Raw genomic sequence first — 18847 nt, 5'->3', positions numbered from 1 at the left:
GACAATATTACTAATGAGTTGTAGTTAATATGGCAAATAAAAAACATTCCGCCAGTTCGAAACGTTGGTTAAAAGAACACGTAGAAGACCCGTATGTGCATGAAGCCCAAAAACGTGGCTATCGTTCACGAGCGGTTTTTAAGCTGGAAGAAGTCCAGCAAAAGGATAAATTGATCCGTAAAGGAATGACGGTAGTTGATTTAGGGGCTGCTCCGGGGAGCTGGTCGCAGTATCTCGCAGAGCAGGTAGATATTGGCGGACAAGTTATTGCTTGTGATATCTTACCGATGGACTCATTAGCGGGTGTCGATTTCCTTCAGGGAGACTTCAGAGAAGAAGCGGTATTAAATGCATTATTGGATAGAATAAACGGCAAGAATGTTGATGTAGTTTTTTCTGATATGGCACCAAATATGAGCGGAAATATGTCAACCGATCAATCTGGCAGTATGTATCTGGTCGAGCTAGCATTAGATATGTGCCATCAAGTGCTAAAACCAAACGGTGCATTTGCGGTTAAAGTTTTCCAAGGAGAAGGCTTTGATCAATTTGTACAAGAGGTACGTAATTGTTTTAAGGTCGTAAAGATCCGTAAACCAAAAGCGTCTCGTCCTCGTTCACGCGAAGTATATGTAGTGGCGACGGGCTACAAACTGTAGTACAGTTGGAAAGCATCAAGTTGAATTTGAATTTTTTTGGATACAAGAGGTTAACTCCTTGAGCGATATGGCTAAAAATCTAATACTCTGGTTAGTGATTGCAGTAGTGCTAATGACTGTGTTCCAGAGCTTTAACGGTGGCGAACAATATGATCGCCAAACGAGTTACACACAATTTGTAAAGGATGTGCGCAATGGCTCTGTAAGAGAAGTCAGTATTGATCGTCAAACAGGCGTAATTAGCGGCGTTCGTTCAAGTGGTGATCGTTTTCAAACAGTAATTCCATTAACTGATTTGGATTTGGTTAATGACTTACTTAAGAACGACGTAAACATCAAAGGCGTTGCACCGGAAGAGCAATCTTTCCTTGCAAACATCTTTATTTCTTGGTTCCCAATGCTTTTGCTTATTGGGGTATGGATTTTCTTCATGCGTCAAATGCAAGGCGGTGGCGGCAAAGGCGCAATGTCGTTTGGTAAAAGTAAAGCTCGATTAATGAGCGAAGACCAAGTTAAGACAACATTTGCAGACGTCGCTGGTTGTGACGAAGCGAAAGAAGATGTTACTGAGCTAGTCGATTTTTTGCGTGACCCGTCAAAGTTCCAAAAGTTGGGCGGTAGCATTCCGAAAGGCGTGTTGATGGTTGGTCCTCCAGGTACGGGTAAAACCTTACTTGCTAAAGCCGTTGCTGGTGAAGCAAAAGTACCATTCTTTACCATTTCCGGTTCTGACTTCGTAGAAATGTTTGTTGGTGTTGGTGCATCTCGTGTTCGTGACATGTTTGAACAGGCAAAGAAAGCTGCGCCTTGTATCATCTTTATCGATGAAATCGACGCGGTAGGCCGTAAACGTGGCGCTGGTATGGGCGGTGGTCACGATGAGCGTGAGCAAACACTTAACCAAATGCTTGTAGAAATGGACGGCTTTGAGGGTAACGAAGGTATTATCGTTATCGCTGCTACTAACCGTCCTGATGTACTAGATCCTGCATTATTACGTCCTGGCCGTTTCGACCGCCAAGTCGTGGTTGGTCTTCCGGATATTCGTGGTCGTGAACAAATCTTAAACGTTCACATGCGCAAAGTGCCATTAGACGATAATGTTGAAGCGTCTGTAATTGCACGTGGTACGCCGGGCTTTTCTGGTGCTGACTTAGCTAACCTTGTGAATGAAGCCGCACTGTTTGCCGCTCGGGGCAACAAGCGTAAGGTAAGTATGGCGGAATTTGACGCCGCGAAAGATAAAATCATGATGGGTGCTGAGCGTAAGTCCATGGTGATGAGCGAGCAAGAAAAGGAAATGACGGCATATCACGAAGCTGGTCACGCGATTGTTGGTCGTTTAGTGCCTGAACATGACCCAGTATATAAAGTGTCGATTATTCCACGTGGTCGCGCATTAGGTGTAACAATGTACTTGCCGGAGCAAGACCGCGTAAGTCACTCTAAGCAACACCTAGAATCTATGCTTTCGAGTTTATACGGTGGTCGTATCGCTGAAGCGCTGATTTACGGCGATGACAAAGTAACGACAGGCGCGAGCAACGATATTGAGCGCGCAACCGATATTGCTAAGAAAATGGTTACTCAGTGGGGCTTAAGTCCGAAACTTGGTCCACAGATGTATTTGGAAGAGCAAGGCGAAATGTACATGGGTGGTGGTTCTCACCGTATGTCAGGTATGTCGGATGAAACCGCCAAGCTTATTGATGCTGAAATTAAAGATTTCATTGATCGCAACTACCAACGTGCGGAGCAAATCCTAAAAGATAATATGGATATTCTTCACACCATGAAAGATGCGTTGATGAAATACGAAACGATTGATGCATTGCAGATTGATGATCTAATGGAGCGTCGTGATGTTCGTCCACCAAGGGATGCACATGACATTAAGCCAGAGAAAAAAGTAGAATCTGCAAAAGTAACAGACATAAAACCTGAGCCTAAAGCTGAAAAACCAGCAGAAGAGCAGTCAAACGATACATCATCAAACTCAGAGCTTGATGACAAATCGTAAGATTAGGTAGAATACGACAGCCCCGAGCAATCGGGGCTTTTTTGTATCAGTTGATATAAGTTTTATGACATTCGATGTGAGAACTTAAATCAACTGCTATAAGCCTTTCGTTATCACCAAACTTAGACTACAGAAAATAGGTATAGAATGTACGAGTTACGTTTACCCAAAGGGCGCACCCTTAGTTTAGATAAGCCTCAGGTAATGGGGATTTTAAATGTTACTCCCGACTCATTTTCTGACGGTGGACATTTTACTCACCTTGATAGTGCGATCGAGCAAGCAAATTTAATGCTTTCACAAGGCGCTACCATCTTAGACATAGGTGGAGAGTCCACTCGTCCCGGCGCGCCAGACGTCCAATTAGAAGAAGAATTACAGCGCGTGATACCGGTTATTAAAGCAATTCGCACACACTCTAACTGTGTGATTTCGGTAGATACCAGTAAAGCCGAGGTGATGAAACAAGCAATAGAGGCAGGCGCTGATATCATTAATGATGTTCGAGCGTTGCAAGAGCTAGATGCGCTCGAAGTCGCAGCTCAATACAGTGATGTACCAATTTGTTTAATGCATATGCAAGGTCAACCTCGCTCAATGCAAAATAACCCTCACTATGATGACTTATTTTCAGACATCAGTCAGTTTTTCGAAGCTAGGATCAGTGCGTGCAAGCAAGCTGGGATTGATATCAATCGGCTGATTTTAGATCCTGGTTTTGGCTTCGGTAAATCTCTAGAGCATAACTTTCAGATATTAGGAGGGTTGGACAAGTTTCACGCTTTCAATTTGCCTATTCTGACAGGCCTCTCTAGAAAGTCCATGTTTGGACAACTACTCACTCGGGAAACGCATGAGCGTGTAGCTGCGAGTCTAGCTGGTGCATTGATATGTGCGCAGAAAGGCGCGCACATAATTCGTGTTCATGACGTAAAAGAAACAAGCGACGCGCTTAATGTATGGCTAGCGTCGGTCAATGGAGTTACTCAATGACAACAAGAAAGTACTTCGGTACGGATGGTGTAAGGGGCATGGTGGGCGAGTTCCCAATTACGCCTGAATTTGCAATGAAACTAGGCTGGGCGGCTGGAAAAGTGCTGTCTGAGCGTGGTACCAAAAAGGTAATTATTGGCAAAGATACCCGCATTTCTGGCTACCTTCTTGAAACCGCGTTAGAGGCTGGGTTAATTGCCGCTGGGATCAATGTGATTTTATTGGGGCCTATGCCGACACCTGCTGTTGCTTATTTGACGCAAACGTTCAGAGCTGAGGCTGGTATTGTGATCAGTGCATCTCATAATCCATACCATGACAATGGCATCAAGTTTTTTGGTGGCGATGGTAAAAAGCTCCCTGACGAGGTGGAACTTGCAATAGAAGCAAAGCTGGATGAACCGATGACGTGTGTCGCGTCTGAAAAACTCGGTAAAGCTAAGCGCCTAGAGAGTGCGGATGGTCGCTATATCGAATTTTGTAAAGGCCAGTTTCCTAAAGAGCTATCGCTTGAAGGGTTGAAAGTGGTGCTGGACTGCGCAAATGGCGCGACTTATCACATTGCACCAAGTGTCATGCGTGAACTAGGTGCGGATGTGATCACAACCGCATGTGAACCTAATGGTGTTAACATCAACGAAAAATGCGGTGCAACGCATGTCGAAGCGTTGAAAAAAGCCGTGCTTGAACATCAAGCGGATGTTGGTATTGCTTATGATGGTGATGGTGACCGAGTCATGATGGTCGATCACGACGGTCATGTATTTGATGGTGATGACATCGTCTATATTATCGCTTGCCAAGCTCATGCCGATGGCACATTAGGTGGCGGTGTTGTAGGTACGGTAATGTCTAACATGGGGCTCGAAAACGCCCTTAAATCACGCGGAATTGCGTTTGAGCGTAGTAAGGTCGGTGACCGCTATGTAATGGAGCTTCTTGGTGAGAAAGGCTGGAAAATCGGCGGCGAAAGTTCAGGTCACGTTTTAAATCTGGATCTGATCAGCACCGGTGATGGCATTGTCTCTAGCTTACAAGTGCTTGCTGCCATGGTTGCGCAGAATAAAACATTAAAAGATTTGGGTGAAGGTTTTAGCAAATACCCAATGAAGATGATTAATGTGCGCTATAGCACTAAAGATGATCCAACCGAGCAAGACGCTGTTAAAGCGGTTGTCGCTGAAGTTGAAACTCAGCTTGCCGGAAAGGGCAGAGTGCTATTGCGTAAATCTGGTACAGAGCCAGTGGTTCGCGTCATGGTTGAAGCTCAGCAACAGAAGCAAGTTATCGATTTTGCCCAAAAAATCGCTGAAGTTGTTGAATCTGTGAGCAATTAAACCAAAAATTAAATTTATTTCTTGTAACTTCGGGTGAGTAGAGTTAGTATCTCACCCGCTTTCTACTGCGGAGTATCGTATGACAACTAGAAAGCAAATTGTTGCTGGTAACTGGAAAATGAATGGCTCAAAAGCCCTTGTTGACCAAATATCAGAAGCAGTAAGCAATCAAACATTTCAAGCAGATGTAATTGTTTTTCCTCCTGCCATGCTCATTGAGCAAGCAGCAAGTAAAGGGCTTACTGTCGGAACTCAAACTGTTTCGGAATATAAAGAAGGCGCATATACTGGAGAAATTCAGGCGTCCCTAGCAAAATCGCTAGGTGCAACATATACCTTAGTTGGTCACTCAGAGCGGCGAGCTATTTACGGCGAAAGCGATGAAGATGTTGCGAACAAATTTGCACATGCTCAAGAACAAGGTTTGACACCAATCTTATGTGTTGGTGAAACCGAAGAAGAAAGAGAAAATGGGCAGACAGAGCAAGTGGTTGCTAGGCAAATAAACGCAGTTATCACCAAATTAGGTGTAGCAGCGCTAACAAACTCTGTGATAGCATACGAACCTGTTTGGGCTATTGGTACTGGTAAAACAGCATCTCCTGAGCAAGCGCAAGCAGTACACAAATTTATACGTGATTTGCTTTCAGACAATGACAAGCAAATTGCACAATCACTGCAGCTCCTTTACGGTGGCAGTGTTAATGAACAGAACAGTGAATTGTTATTCGCACAAGACGATATAGACGGTGGACTTATAGGTGGCGCAAGCCTAAAACCTGAGAGTTTCGCAGCTATATGCAGAAGTGCAAAAGGATAAGTAAATGTACGAAATTCTAATGGTTGTTTACTTAATTGTGGCATTAGCATTAATTGGTATGGTGTTAATTCAACAAGGTAAAGGCGCAGATATGGGCTCTTCGTTTGGTGCAGGTGCATCGGCGACAGTTTTCGGCTCATCAGGCGCAGGTAACTTTATGACCAAGACAACAACAATCTTAGCAACGATATTCTTTGTACTAAGTATTGTTCTAGGTAACCTAACTACGGGTCAGATTAAAAAGACTAATGAGTGGGAAAACCTAGAGGCACCAGCTGCTGCAACAACAGTTCCAGCAACAAATGATGTGCCAGCGACAGAAGAAAATCCAGCTTCTGACGTACCTAATTAATCATTAGGAAATACACCGAATTTGCGAATGTGGTGGAATTGGTAGACACGCCATCTTGAGGGGGTGGTGGCTTCGGCCGTGGGGGTTCAAGTCCCCCCATTCGCACCAAATAAAAAAACCAGCTTAGGCTGGTTTTTTTTTCGTCTGCCGTTTGCCACTAAGCCTAATACCAATTAGTCTTATCATTCACAGCTTCGCTAATAGAAGCTATTTCAAACACACTAAAACCACGGCAAAAACCTAGGCTGAAGTTTCACTTTAGTAACATATAATCCTGCTATCTAGTATAATCAATTGTTCTGTAACGATTTTTTATTAAAATTAATTTTCTAATATTGGTTTTATTATGGTTACAAAAACCCTAAAAGTAATTTTTATTAAATAAATATTTCAATTTACTCTGGTTGTGACTATAATACCCCTCCAGAGGAAAGAGATGCCCCTAGTGCATCTTTTTTTATGCCCAAAATTTGTAGTGTTTAAGTCTATTTAGATTTAACGGATTACTGGGCTAGAGGTAATGACACTTAGCTTGTTACTTCTCTAGTTGCGACCTCTCGCAACTAGCACACACACGGTGATTCCTTTGGAGATTATATGATTACAGTTTTACCTCGCCTTGGTTTATCTGCGATTTCAGCTGCAGTGTTAGCAGCAGTAGCCCTTCCTAGTACAGCATTGGCTGAACAAGCTAATGTAGAGCAAGAAAAACAAGTTTTTGAAAAAATAGAAGTGACTGCTCGTAAACGTACTGAAAGCTTGTTCGAAACGCCTACTGCAATTACTTCTATCGGTGCTAGCGATATTGATAAAGCCAATATCAGTAATCTAGACGATATTGGTAAGTTCGTTCCAAACTTAAATATTACTCGCTATGGTGTAGGTAACGCTGCACATGCTTCTGTATTTATCCGTGGTATTGGTCTACAAGACCATGTGATCACAACGGACCCAGGTGTTGGTGTTTACGTTGATGGCGTATACCTTGGCCGTCAGATGGGTTCTAACCTTTCACTGCCCAATGTTGAACGCGTAGAAGTGCTACGTGGTCCACAAGGTACACTGTACGGCCGTAACACATTAGGCGGTGCGGTAAATGTGATCACTAAACAACCTGGCGCTGAAGAAGTTGCACGCGTTGAAGCTAAAATAGGTTCTCGCGGTCGTTTAGCGACTGATCTTTATACCAGCCAGACGTTAACAGACACACTGAGCTTTTCTGCAAGTGCTTCTTATAAAGAGCGCGACGGTGTAGGTAAAGCAATCAACTTAGCAAATCCTGAAAAGGAAATCGGCGAAGAGCAAGAGTTTAGTGGCCGTTTAGCACTTAGATGGCAAGCAACGAATGATTTAGTTGTCACCGCTGCATTTGACGGCGTTGAGAACGAGTCTGGTCAATCACCGTATACTATCGAATTAACAGATCCACTTGACTCAAATGACCCTTTCAATGGTGACTTCCCATTGCTAGATGAATCTATGTTGCCAAACAATCCTGATGATTTGGCAACAACGGTTGCTGGCATTGAAAGCACAGATTATTCTGGTTGGGGTGGGTCAGTGACTGCTGATTGGCAAGCAAGTGATGTTTACTCTGTTAAATTTATCGCAAGCAAGCGTAGTTCTGAATATACCGGTGGCCTAGATGACGATGCGGTAGCACTTAATCTATCTGAATTCCCAGAAGAGGGCGGTGCAGATCAGTACTCATTTGAACTACAACTAAACGGTACTTATGACTCTTGGGATTTTGTATCGGGTCTTTATTACTTTAACGAAGACGGTTTTACCAGCTCTGGTCCGTTCGTATTTAGCCCGTGGAACACGCCAAATGGCTTATTAAACGATGGTCAGACAGCTTCTTTTGGTGACTACGGTTACTTTGATATCAACCAAGAAACCGATGCCTATGCGGCTTACATCAATGCAAGCTTTGACGTGACTGAGCTGTTCAGCATAGGTGGTGGTTTACGTTACTCTGAAGACAAAAAAGAGGCAAACGCACTATTCCCAAGCTTTGGTGCTCGTAAATATGTAAGCGCAGACTTTGACGAAGTGACGTGGGACGTGAATGCGTCATACCAGTTAACTCGTGACATCAATGTTTACGCGCAGGTCCAAAAAGGGTACCAAAGTGGCGGCTTCCCACCACGTCCATTTGGTGGTCCAGATCAATTCGCTGCGTTTGATGAAACTAAAGCGATTAACTACGAAATCGGTTTCAAAGGCCAAGTGCATGACAACGTATCTATGATGGTTGCTGCATTTGTAACGGATTACACCGATCTGGCGCTACCTTTCAACGACCCGACTGCTGGCGGTGGTTTCGTCACTATCGTGGAAAATGCAGGTGAGTCGAAAGCACAAGGTATTGAACTTGAAACGACAATCGCAATTACTGATGATTTCTCAGTACGCAGCTCAATCGGTTACCTAGACTCAGAAATTACCCATGTTGATGAAGGTGTTATTGGTATTGGTAAAGGCGATGCGCCAGCACTCACACCTCGATGGACTGTGATGGTCGCACCATCTTACTTCCATGACTTAGAGCATGGTGCAACGATTGCAGTTAACGCAAGCTACTCGTACCGCTCAGACATGCAAGGTCAGTCTGTAACACGAGCAAGCGAGCATATTGATTCTCGCGAATTGTTAGGCTTTAACATCTCATACACCAACGCTGAAGGTGATATGGAAGTCACGCTATACGGTGAAAACGTGCTAAACGAAGTGTACGATGTAGGTCGTCTACAGCAAAGTGGCTTTGTTGGTGTCATGCGCAGCAATGACCGCAGTGAGTTTGGTATTAAGTTCAAAAAAGAGTTCTGGTTAGATTAATCCAACCCTAGCTTGAATATAGAAAAAGCCGTTTAGTTTTTAGCTAAGCGGCTTTTTTATTGTAGCTACCCCGTCCTAAATTATGTGGCAACATATCAAACTCATTCAGAATACGTAAAATAATTGATATAGCTGCTTGTTTACATTGTAGTTGACCTATGGGAGTTTAGTGATAGGCGGTATTTCTAGCCCAGTTTTTAGTCGTGTTGAGCTAATCATATCGCGGTTTTAATTAACTATGATTGTTTACTATAACGTGAAGACTATTCGCGACGTCGAGTCTATTTGAGCGTTGATATTTTAAATATAATTAAGGAGAAGAAGTTGAGCAATACTATGTTAGAGGAAGGAAAGGAGATCCTAGCACAGCAGTCTTTTAGTTTGTTGTTGGGCGCTGAGTTGGAGGTGTTTGAGGTTGGCGTTGCTGAGTTAAGTCTCGCTATTCGGGATGATCTTAAACAAAACTATGGTTTTGCACATGGCGGCGTGGTTAGCTATCTAGCTGATAATTGTATTACTTTTGCTGGTGCATCGGTGCTGGGCAGCTGTGTTACCTCAGAGTATAAAGTGAATTATGTTAGACCCGCTATTGGCGATAAGCTAATTGCGAAGTCAACCGTGTTGTATTCGGGTAAACGTCAGGCGACATGCGAATGTAAGGTATATGCGCAAAGCGGTGACGAAGAAAAGTTGGTGGCGGTTTCTCTTGGCACAATAACTAAGGTTTAGGGTAGCAGGCGGTGTTCTGAAGTGTATTTGATTAGGTCTTTTTAGCGCTACCAGCCTCAGGTATTTGATATAAGCGGGCAGCGCTATGTTAAACGCTTAGTTACAGCAACTAGAACGTATACGCAACGCTAAACTTTACACTCCTTGGCATGATATAGCGGCCGTTAGGTGAATCTGGGTTACGTGGATCCCCCTCGGTGATCCCTTGTTTATCAGTAAGATTATCTACCGCTAGTTGTAATTTTACGCCCTCTGTTGGCTCTACGATAAGGCCAATATCAAGCTTTTCGTAGCCCTCTAACACGACAGTGTTTTCATTATCGCCAAAACGGTCATCTACAGCTGAGAGTGTGCCATACAAGGTGGCATACATACCTGACATTTCAAAGTCGTAGCTTGGTGTAACGCGCAGCATCCAATCTGGTTGGCGCTGTGCTTTATTTCCCTCATTTGTTGGGCTTTCAGTAATTTCAGTGTCTTGCCAAGTGGCATTCAAGTTTATCGATAAACCCGATTCATGGTTGTAGCTGTAATCAAGTTCTACACCGGTTGCTTCATTGGTTAGAATTTCCGCAGGTATACCTGGGCGTCTTACAAACGTGTCGCCTTTTACTTCGTTGGTAAATAAAGTAACAAAGAGGTCGCCGGTTTCACCCATATATTTATAGCCAAGCTCAGCTTGTGTGACTTCTTTAATCAGCGACTCGCCCGATTCATAGGTGCTATAGTTGTCTCTGAAGTCGTCGAAATAAGGCATTTTGTAGCCTTTGTTCATACGCACAAAAACACCTGAATCTAAGCTCAAACTATAGTCAGCGCCTAAGGTCCATGAAGTCTTGCGCTCATCATAGTCAACCGCTTTTGTGATCACTCCGTCTAAATCTTCATCTACAGAGTATTCTACCTCGTGCTGCTCACTACGCAGGCCTAAGTCTAATTTAAGCGCTTCAGTAGCTTGGTAACTATGAGTGGTATAAACTGCCCATGTCGTGGCATCACCAGAACTGTTAATGTCGTAGTTGAAGGCGCAACCGGCAACATCGCTATTACACGCGATACCATTCAATGCTTCGCCACCTTGTTCCAAAACGTGGTAGGCGGTATTGCCTAAGCTCCACCAGTCTTTTGCAGAAGTAGTTGCTGTATAAATACCAAAGGCACTTGACCAATCACCAAAGGTTTTGCTTAAGGCTAAGTCATTGGTGAAAGCTTCGATATCTTTTAATACAACCCAGCGACCATATTGTTGTACCATGGTATCACCCGCGTATTCATCGCCCGTGACGCTACCTGTTGCGGTTTCACCATTGTCCGCCACTTCACTTAAACGCATGGCACTGCCAGCAGGCACAAGGCCTAGTGTATTTGCATCGCCTTGCGTTAAGCTAAAGCGGTCATTTAACTGCCAACCATTTTTGAATTCTACTTTTAAGCTACCTCCAGAAACATGGCCTTTCCAGCCGCGACCATCACCCATATCTACGCTCATCGGTGCATTTTCATCACCGACATAAATAATAGCTTTGCGATTATTCGTTCCCAGCTGAGTAAAGCCCGCATCCACACCCTCAACATTAAGTGGGGTTGGCAGATACCATGCGCCTCTGTCATCAGTTTGACGGGTATAAAGGTTAAATTCACCATCAGCAAACTCTTTGGTTAGGTTTATGGTAAATTGATGGCCTTTTTCTGAGGTAAAGCCCGCATCACGGATCCCAGAAGAGCGTTTGATATAGCCGCCAACCATGTAGTAAAGATCATTGGAGATCTCACCACTTAACACGCCGTCAATGCGGTTAAGACCATAGTCTGTGGTGGTATATTTAAACGTCCCTTCGGTGTCGGCTTGGCCGCGTTTAAGTTGAAAGTTAGTTGTTAAGCCCGGCTGACCATTAGACACCACGGGGTTTGGTCCACCACGCAGGCCTTCCATCATACTGATGGTTTCATCGAGTCTGAAAATCGAGGTGTTTTCTAAAAATGAGAGCGTTGGCGCGGGATATATAGGACTGCCTTGCAAACTAACCGTTAAGAATGGCGCATCCCCACCGCCTGGAAAGCCGCGAACAAAAACGTTGGCACCGGATTCACCTCCTGAACTTTCAACCCAGATCCCAGGCACCGCTTTAAGCAAGTCAGCGGTACTTTTGGGGGCGAGCTTATCAATTTGCACGGCATCGATGTTAGTCACAGCAAAGCTTGCATCAATTTTTCTGATCCCTGCGCCACCAGGTGTACCTGACACAATGATGGTTTCTACTTTTTCTTTGTTATTGTTCGGTTGTTGTTCAGCCTGAGCTGATGCGCTTAACGCAAGCGTTATAGCTGCAGCGATCAAGCTTAAGGAGTTAGTTTTTATCACGGCTAAAGCCCTCTTGTTGTTGTCATAGACTGGTATTTAACGACTGTCTATTTTTTAAAATAGATCTTAATGCAAACGTTTGCAATGATGTTGTTTAAAAATTTGTCATAAAATGATGGAAGGCGTTACAAATTTACAGTGATTGCTTATCTTTTCTGCTTGGTTAGGGTAGGAGATTCAATTAGTTATGGTTTAAGTATCAAAAAATTGTAAGAATAGCGATGTAATAACGTGTGCTAAAAAGGGGTTTGCGATGGGAACAACACAATTAAAGCTATCAGATCTAGCAAGGCTAGCTGGAGTCTCTACCTCCACAGCTTCCCGTGCACTCAATGATAACCCTCTGATAAAAAAGGAAACTCGAGAGCGCATTCAGGCGCTTGCAAAAGAGCATCACTTTAGCGTTAACGCGGCGGCTAGTCGCTTACGGATGCAAAAAACCAAAGTCATTGCCGTTATTATCAATCTCGAAGCCGAAACCAAACAATCCGTCGATGACCCATTTTTACTTAAAGTAGTGAGCGATATTAATCGTGCGGTGAACCGAAAAGGGTACGAGTTATTACTCTCTAATTCTTATATGGCAGGGGAAGACTGGCATGGTTATTTTATTTCTGGCCGTCGAGCCGATGGAGTTATCGTTGTCGGGCAAGGCAAGGAGCAAGCACGAATTGAACGTGCTGCAAGAGCTGGCACGCCGATCGTGGTATGGGGCGACCCTAAAACTTCTGCAAATTATCCTATCGTTGGTAGTGACAATTTTATTGGTGGCCTTAGCGCAACGGAGCACTTAATTGCCAAGGGAGCGTCTAAACTTCTATTTTTGGGCGATCCGGGTCATGCCGAACTTGGTGAGCGCTATCGCGGATTTTGCCATGCGGTGGAAAAAGCCAAGGTAGAAGCGCAAATGATTAAAATCGACATTACTTCAGAGGCTGCCTACGCGAGTATAAACGCTTTGTTGCGAGCACAAGGATTAACCTTTGATGGGATCTTTGCGTGTAGTGATATGGTCGCGCTTGGGGCACTAAAAGCGCTAAAAGAGCGTTACGTTAGCGTACCAAATGACGTACGAATAGTCGGATTTGACGACATAGCCATGGCACAGATCAGCTTCCCTGCGCTATCTACGATTAAACAAGACACCAATGCAGCGGCACAGTTATTGGTGGAAAAGCTGCTCTCTCAGCTAAGTGGTGAGACATGTGCTTCTCAAGAGGTGCCGTCATTATTAGTGATCAGACAATCTAGTTAACGCAGCACAATATGCGATAACAATCATTAGCTTAAATTGTTTTGATGTGATTTAAAATGCAAACGATTGCAAAAATAAAAAAGTCTGTCTAGACTAAAAAGGAATCACAGTGTTTTAACGAGAATAACAATGAATCGAGCACGTATCATACTTGCCATGGCCGTTAGTTACTTCCTATTTGCTATTTTGCTCAATAGCGTAGGGACGGTCATCTTGCAGTCTATTCATAGCTTTGGCATTACAAAAGCGCAGGCCGCCACCTTAGAGGCATTTAAAGATCTTCCCATCGCCATCGTTTCATTTCTGGTTGCGTCGGTTATCCCCAGGGTTGGATTTAAAATTGCTTTGACCGCAGTGCTCGCGGGCGTGGCATTAATTTGCAGTATCACACCTATGGTCGCTGAGTTTTGGATTCTTAAACTAGTATTTGCTTGCGTGGGTGCGGCATTTGCGGTGGTCAAAGTGTCGGTTTATGCGCTAGTTGGCCAAGTCACTGAAGGAAGCAACCAACATTCAAGCCTGCTTAATTTTATTGAGGGCGTGTTTATGTTAGGGGTCCTCGGCGGTTATTGGATTTTTGCGGCGTTTATTGACAGCGGCGATAACTCTCTTGGCTGGTTAAACGTCTATTTCGTGTTAGCTGTGCTGAGCGCGTTCACCGCATTTATTGTTTGGATCTCCCCAATTGCAAAGCCAGAGCCAACGCAAGCCACCGAGTCTAGTGTCTCTGCATTTATAGCGATGTTAAAGCTTGTGGCTAAGCCCCTTGTGCTGGTATTTGTGATTTCCGCATTTTTATACGTATTGATAGAGCAGAGTATAGGCACTTGGCTGCCTACTTTTAATAATGAGATCTTGTCATTACCGGTGAATATTAGCGTGCAAATTACCAGTGTTTTTGCTGCTTGCTTAGCACTCGGTCGGCTCGGTGCCGGCGTTGTGCTCACCAAAGTACATTGGTATGTGGTGTTAAATGTTTGCCTTGCCGCTATGGCAGGATTAGTGATTTTAACGTTACCGATGACTGAGGGTATTGAGAAAACGCTTATTTCTTCGTTATTTGACGCACCCCTTGTGGCTTTTCTCATGCCGCTGATCGGTCTTTTTATGGCGCCTATTTATCCAGTGATTAATTCGGTAATGCTAAGTAGTTTACCCACTACACAGCACGCGTCGATGACAGGGCTAATCGTTGTATTTTCAGCGCTGGGTGGTAGCACGGGTTCAATGATCACAGGTTTAGTATTTCAACATTTTGGTGGTCAACAAGCGTTTTATGGGGCACTTATTCCCATGCTGGTGATTGCAGTGTGTTTATATTTCTTTAAATCGATGAGTGAGTCTAGCCAATCAAATCATGCTCACACGCCAAGTCAACAAAAGGTGAGCTGAGGTTTTACATGCAGTACCAATCAAACTTTTATTCCACAGAGATTTTTAAGGCGGTGCAAAGCGCTGGCCTGTTTTCAGACAGTAAGGTTTTTGCAGATGCCATCGCAAAAATTCCGCTTGCAGAGATAGAAAACCAGTATGTGATGCAAAAGCCGACGGGAGAGGCATTACTTAGATTTGTGCATGCGCATTTTGACTTTGTTGCCAACAAAGAATTAAATGCCTTACCCGATTTTACTAGTGCGCAGCAGTATATCAGTGCGCTGTGGTCGCGTTTATCTAGAAAGCCGAGCACCGTTGCTAAGGGCTCCTTGCTACCTTTACCCCATCCGTATGTTGTACCGGGTGGACGTTTTAATGAGATTTATTACTGGGATAGCTACTTTACGGCACTTGGGCTTTTGGATGCGAACAGAAGCGATCTCGTTGCGGGAATGTTAGATAACTTTGTGAGTCTTATTGATCGTATTGGACATGTACCTAATGGCAATCGAGATTATTACCAAAGTCGTTCCCAGCCACCTGTAACAGCATTAATGGTTGAGTTACTGTGGCAGGAAAAATCTCATGATAAGCAGTGGTTGTCACGAGTTACTCAGGCATTACTGAAAGAACATCAGTTTTGGCAGACTGGAGAGGATTTGAGTTGCACGGATAAAAAAGCGCATTACCGAGTCGTCAACATGCCATGTGGGGGCAAACTGAATCGCTACTGGGATCCGCTTGCAGCACCGCGCCCAGAGTCTTTTATTGAGGATATAGAATTAGCCGCAGCGGTTACGGACAGCGAAACCTTTTATCAGCACATTCGTGCGGCTTGTGAGTCGGGGTGGGACTTTAGTAGCCGTTGGTTAGCAAACGCTGACGATTTAGCGAGCATTCGTACAACAGACATTATCCCTGTGGATTTAAATGCACTACTAGTATTGCTTGAGTCGCAAATTGCACGTTGTTTTGAGAAATTAAACGAGCTAACGCAAGCTCAGTACTATGCCAATTTAGCGTCAAATCGCAGTGCACTGATACAGAAATATTGTTGGTGCGATAAAAAAGGTTGGTTTTTCGATGTGGATCTTAATGATTATGCGCGTACCTCCGTTGAATCTCTAGCGGGCGTTGTGCCTATGTTTGCAGAGCTGGTTACACCAGAGCAGGCAGAGCATATTGGCAAAAAACTCGAGGCAGAGTTTTCGCAGCAAGGTGGATTGGTTAGTACCTTAGTCACTACTTCACAGCAGTGGGACAGTCCTAATGGCTGGGCACCACTACAGTGGTTTGCGGTGTCAGGTTTAAGGGCATATGGTCAAAATCAACTCGCGAATAAGATTATGCAAGCATGGCTTTATGCTGTTGAAACCGGCTTTGAGCAAACAGGCTGTTTGCTTGAGAAGTACAATGTGGTTGAACCGGATAAACAGGCAAGTGGCGGAGAATACGTGGTGCAACAGGGTTTTGGCTGGACTAACGGAGTAACCAGTCGTTTTTATCGGCTTTTAGTGCCTGAAGTTGATAGTCCTTCGGCGTGATATTAAAGGCTTGTTTAAACGCTCGACTGAATTGACTTGGATGCTTAAAGCCGAGTGCAAAACTAATTGCGGTGATCTGAATTCCTGCTTTTAGTTTTGCCTTTGCTTCAGTTAGTCTCCGTGCTTGGAGCCACTGCTGTGGCGTCGTCGAAAATGACTTTTTAAATTGATTGAAAAAGCGACTTCTACTCATGCAGCTAAGTTTACAAAGCTTCTCTACATCTAGTGGCTGGTCTAAATGAGTCTCCAAATAATGCATCGCTTGATACAAACCATTATGATCTGGTGCTTGTTTTACTGCGCCTAACAGCAGATCTCGGCTTTGTTGCTGTAGTAGTCTTGCAATTAGCTCGTCCATTGCCAAATCGATAAAGTATCCCCGCTCAGCCTCATTCTCACTGAACAGATGGAGCAATCGCCCCAAACAGTGCTGGGTTTGCCAGTTATGCTCGGTGTGCACCAGCTGCTTTTGATAATTAAAATCACTAGGAAGTGAAAGCGCTAACTTCTCGCTCACGGTATTAATTTTCTCTCGACTGATCTCGATTGCTAAACAGGTGGTGGGAGCGGATAAGCTGGCGTCGGGAAAGTCTATAAATACGGTTTGTTCAGGTACCAATACGAAGCTTTGATGAGGTAAAAAGGGTTGGTGATAGTCGCAACTGTCTACGTGCATCACTTTTTTACCAGTGATCATCGCACAAAACAACACTTCATTAGAGGCGAGTTTGACTCTATTGGTACTTTCGTAAGTGTCATAGACGCTCAGCTCTACCTGATTGGCGGCAAAACTTATTTTGTTTTCAACTAAGCGTTCGACACGACTGCGATGTTTAGAGATCTGCAAACAATGCACTCCTTCTCGGTTACTTTTGGACTGTGCGTATACATTCCGAGACCCTAAGTTAAGTTTTTAAAGGTGAATTTGGCTAATGTCAAATATTAGCAAAAACAAAACTGGGACGAATGAAGCCCAAATAAATAACACAAGTTGCAGAGGTAAAAATGATATACGCAAATCCAAATACTGAAGGTGCGATCGTCAGCTTTAAGTCGCAATATCAAAACTTTATTGGCGGTGAATGGACGCCACCCGTTGACGGCCAGTACTTCGACAATATTAGTCCTGTTAATGGCGAAGTGTTTTGTCAGATCCCGCGTTCAAATAATGCAGACATTGAACTGGCGCTTGACGCCGCCCATGCTGCAAAGGCGGCGTGGGGTAAAACTTCGGTCACTGAACGAAGCAATATATTACTCAAAATCGCAGACCGAATAGAAGCAAACCTTGAATACCTAGCGGTAGCCGAAACATGGGATAATGGTAAAGCTGTACGTGAAACGCTAGCCGCTGATGTTCCGCTTGCTGCTGATCATTTCCGCTATTTTGCAGGTTGCATTCGTGCTCAAGAAGGAGCCATAGGTGAAATTGACGAGTCAACCGTGGCCTATCATTTTCATGAGCCTCTGGGCGTTGTGGGGCAGATCATCCCATGGAACTTCCCATTACTTATGGCCGCTTGGAAACTGGCACCCGCTCTCGCAGCTGGAAACTGCGTAGTGCTAAAACCTGCGGAGCAAACGCCTGCGTCTATTTTGTTGTTGATGGAATTAATCGCTGATTTATTACCAAATGGTGTGGTTAATGTTGTAAATGGTTTCGGGAAAGAGGCTGGTGAAGCGCTTGCTACGAGTACACGTATCGCAAAAATTGCGTTTACAGGCTCGACTCCTGTGGGCTCTCACATTCTAAAATGTGCTGCTGAAAACATCATTCCCTCAACGGTGGAACTAGGAGGTAAGTCGCCCAATATCTACTTTAGTGATGTGATGCAAGCTGACGATGATTACCTAAGTAAGTGTATTGAAGGCGCGGTGCTGGCCTACTTTAACCAAGGCGAAGTATGTACTTGTCCATCGCGCTTGCTCGTGCAAGAAGATATATACGATGACTTTATAGCCAAAGTCATCGAACGCACCAAGGCGATTAAACGCGGCAATCCGCTTGATACAGAGACCATGGTTGGTGCACAAGCCTCACAAGCCCAATTTGATAAAATCCTTAGCTATATTGATATTGGCAAGAAGGAAGGGGCTGAAGTGTTAATCGGTGGCGAAGTCGCAGAGCTTGGCGAGGGTTATCACAAAGGCTTTTATATTCAGCCGACGCTGTTAAAAGGGCATAACCAAATGCGGGTATTCCAAGAGGAAATATTTGGTCCGGTGATCTCTTTATGCACTTTTAAAGATGAAGCAGAGGCGTTGGAATTGGCGAATAGCTCTGAGTTTGGTTTAGGTGCTGGGGTGTGGACTAGAGATATGAATCGCGCATATCAATTTGGTCGCCAAATCGAAGCGGGTCGCGTGTGGACTAACTGTTATCATATGTATCCTGCACACGCGGCATTTGGTGGTTATAAAAAATCAGGTATTGGCAGAGAAACTCACAAAAAAGCGCTGGATCATTACCAACAAACCAAGAACCTCTTAGTAAGCTATAGCACCAGTCCTCTAGGATTTTTCTAATTTAATTATTATAGAAGTATTGAGTACTGACCATT

Annotated in this window: 14 protein-coding genes and 1 tRNA gene; 13 read left to right on the top strand and 2 right to left on the bottom strand. The window is 44.2% G+C overall.

Annotation, left to right across the window (positions count from 1 at the left end; genetic code table 11):
- Positions 1-29 precede the first annotated feature (29 nt).
- The 9 genes from rlmE to QSH61_RS11095 all read left to right on the top strand — a co-directional run bounded on the left by rlmE (position 30) and on the right by QSH61_RS11095 (position 9751).
- Positions 30-659, top strand: a complete 630-nt coding sequence (gene rlmE, locus QSH61_RS11135; protein WP_010605081.1) for a 23S rRNA (uridine(2552)-2'-O)-methyltransferase RlmE — start codon at positions 30-32, stop codon at positions 657-659.
- Positions 660-726: 67 nt separating this feature from the next.
- Positions 727-2679 (top strand): ATP-dependent zinc metalloprotease FtsH, encoded by a 1953-nt coding sequence (gene ftsH, locus QSH61_RS11130; RefSeq protein WP_010605080.1) that lies wholly within the window; start codon positions 727-729, stop codon positions 2677-2679.
- Positions 2680-2826: 147 nt separating this feature from the next.
- Positions 2827-3672: a dihydropteroate synthase gene (gene folP / locus QSH61_RS11125; protein WP_206470977.1), complete on the top strand. Its 846-nt coding sequence runs from the start codon at positions 2827-2829 to the stop codon at positions 3670-3672.
- A complete protein-coding gene (gene glmM, locus QSH61_RS11120; RefSeq protein WP_010373858.1) occupies positions 3669-5009 on the top strand; it encodes a phosphoglucosamine mutase in 1341 nt (446 codons plus the stop codon). The genes folP and glmM overlap by 4 nt, the downstream gene beginning before the upstream one ends.
- A gap of 79 nt (positions 5010-5088) precedes the next feature.
- Positions 5089-5829 carry a triose-phosphate isomerase gene (gene tpiA, locus QSH61_RS11115; protein WP_206470976.1) on the top strand — a complete coding sequence of 247 codons (741 nt, stop codon included), beginning with the start codon at positions 5089-5091 and terminating at the stop codon, positions 5827-5829.
- A gap of 4 nt (positions 5830-5833) precedes the next feature.
- The gene (gene secG / locus QSH61_RS11110; RefSeq protein ID WP_010373860.1) at positions 5834-6181 is read left to right on the top strand and encodes a preprotein translocase subunit SecG; all 348 of its coding nucleotides are present in this window, start codon (positions 5834-5836) and stop codon (positions 6179-6181) included.
- Positions 6182-6204: 23 nt separating this feature from the next.
- Positions 6205-6289, top strand: a tRNA-Leu gene (locus QSH61_RS11105).
- A 489-nt stretch (positions 6290-6778) separates the two neighbouring features.
- Positions 6779-9022 (top strand): TonB-dependent receptor, encoded by a 2244-nt coding sequence (locus tag QSH61_RS11100; RefSeq protein WP_206470975.1) that lies wholly within the window; start codon positions 6779-6781, stop codon positions 9020-9022.
- A gap of 324 nt (positions 9023-9346) precedes the next feature.
- Positions 9347-9751: a PaaI family thioesterase gene (locus tag QSH61_RS11095; protein WP_010373862.1), complete on the top strand. Its 405-nt coding sequence runs from the start codon at positions 9347-9349 to the stop codon at positions 9749-9751.
- Positions 9752-9860: 109 nt separating this feature from the next.
- Here QSH61_RS11095 and QSH61_RS11090 read toward each other — a convergent pair whose 3' ends face one another.
- Positions 9861-12113: a TonB-dependent receptor gene (locus QSH61_RS11090; RefSeq protein ID WP_174168695.1), complete on the bottom strand. Its 2253-nt coding sequence runs from the start codon at positions 12111-12113 to the stop codon at positions 9861-9863.
- A gap of 253 nt (positions 12114-12366) precedes the next feature.
- On the opposite strand from QSH61_RS11090, the gene QSH61_RS11085 reads away from it, so the two are divergent.
- The 3 genes from QSH61_RS11085 to QSH61_RS11075 all read left to right on the top strand — a co-directional run bounded on the left by QSH61_RS11085 (position 12367) and on the right by QSH61_RS11075 (position 16286).
- Positions 12367-13368 carry a LacI family DNA-binding transcriptional regulator gene (locus tag QSH61_RS11085; RefSeq protein WP_102057002.1) on the top strand — a complete coding sequence of 334 codons (1002 nt, stop codon included), beginning with the start codon at positions 12367-12369 and terminating at the stop codon, positions 13366-13368.
- A gap of 129 nt (positions 13369-13497) precedes the next feature.
- On the top strand, positions 13498-14760 hold the full coding sequence (locus QSH61_RS11080) for an MFS transporter (protein ID WP_010605073.1): 1263 nt from the start codon (positions 13498-13500) through the stop codon (positions 14758-14760).
- A gap of 8 nt (positions 14761-14768) precedes the next feature.
- Positions 14769-16286 carry a trehalase family glycosidase gene (locus QSH61_RS11075; protein ID WP_206470974.1) on the top strand — a complete coding sequence of 506 codons (1518 nt, stop codon included), beginning with the start codon at positions 14769-14771 and terminating at the stop codon, positions 16284-16286.
- On the opposite strand, the gene QSH61_RS11070 is transcribed toward QSH61_RS11075, so the two are convergent.
- Positions 16222-17133 (bottom strand): helix-turn-helix domain-containing protein, encoded by a 912-nt coding sequence (locus QSH61_RS11070; protein ID WP_206470973.1) that lies wholly within the window; start codon positions 17131-17133, stop codon positions 16222-16224. The genes QSH61_RS11075 and QSH61_RS11070 overlap by 65 nt on opposite strands.
- 158 nt (positions 17134-17291) lie before the next feature.
- Between QSH61_RS11070 and exaC the strand changes: the two genes are divergently transcribed.
- Positions 17292-18812: an acetaldehyde dehydrogenase ExaC gene (gene exaC, locus QSH61_RS11065; protein WP_010373868.1), complete on the top strand. Its 1521-nt coding sequence runs from the start codon at positions 17292-17294 to the stop codon at positions 18810-18812.
- Positions 18813-18847: the final 35 nt, after the last annotated feature.

It is taken from the genome of Pseudoalteromonas sp. JC3, from assembly GCF_030291895.1.
Classification (GTDB): Bacteria; Pseudomonadota; Gammaproteobacteria; order Enterobacterales; family Alteromonadaceae; genus Pseudoalteromonas.
The sequence above is the reverse complement of the archived record's forward strand: the minus strand, read 5'-3'. Positions and strand labels throughout refer to the sequence as shown.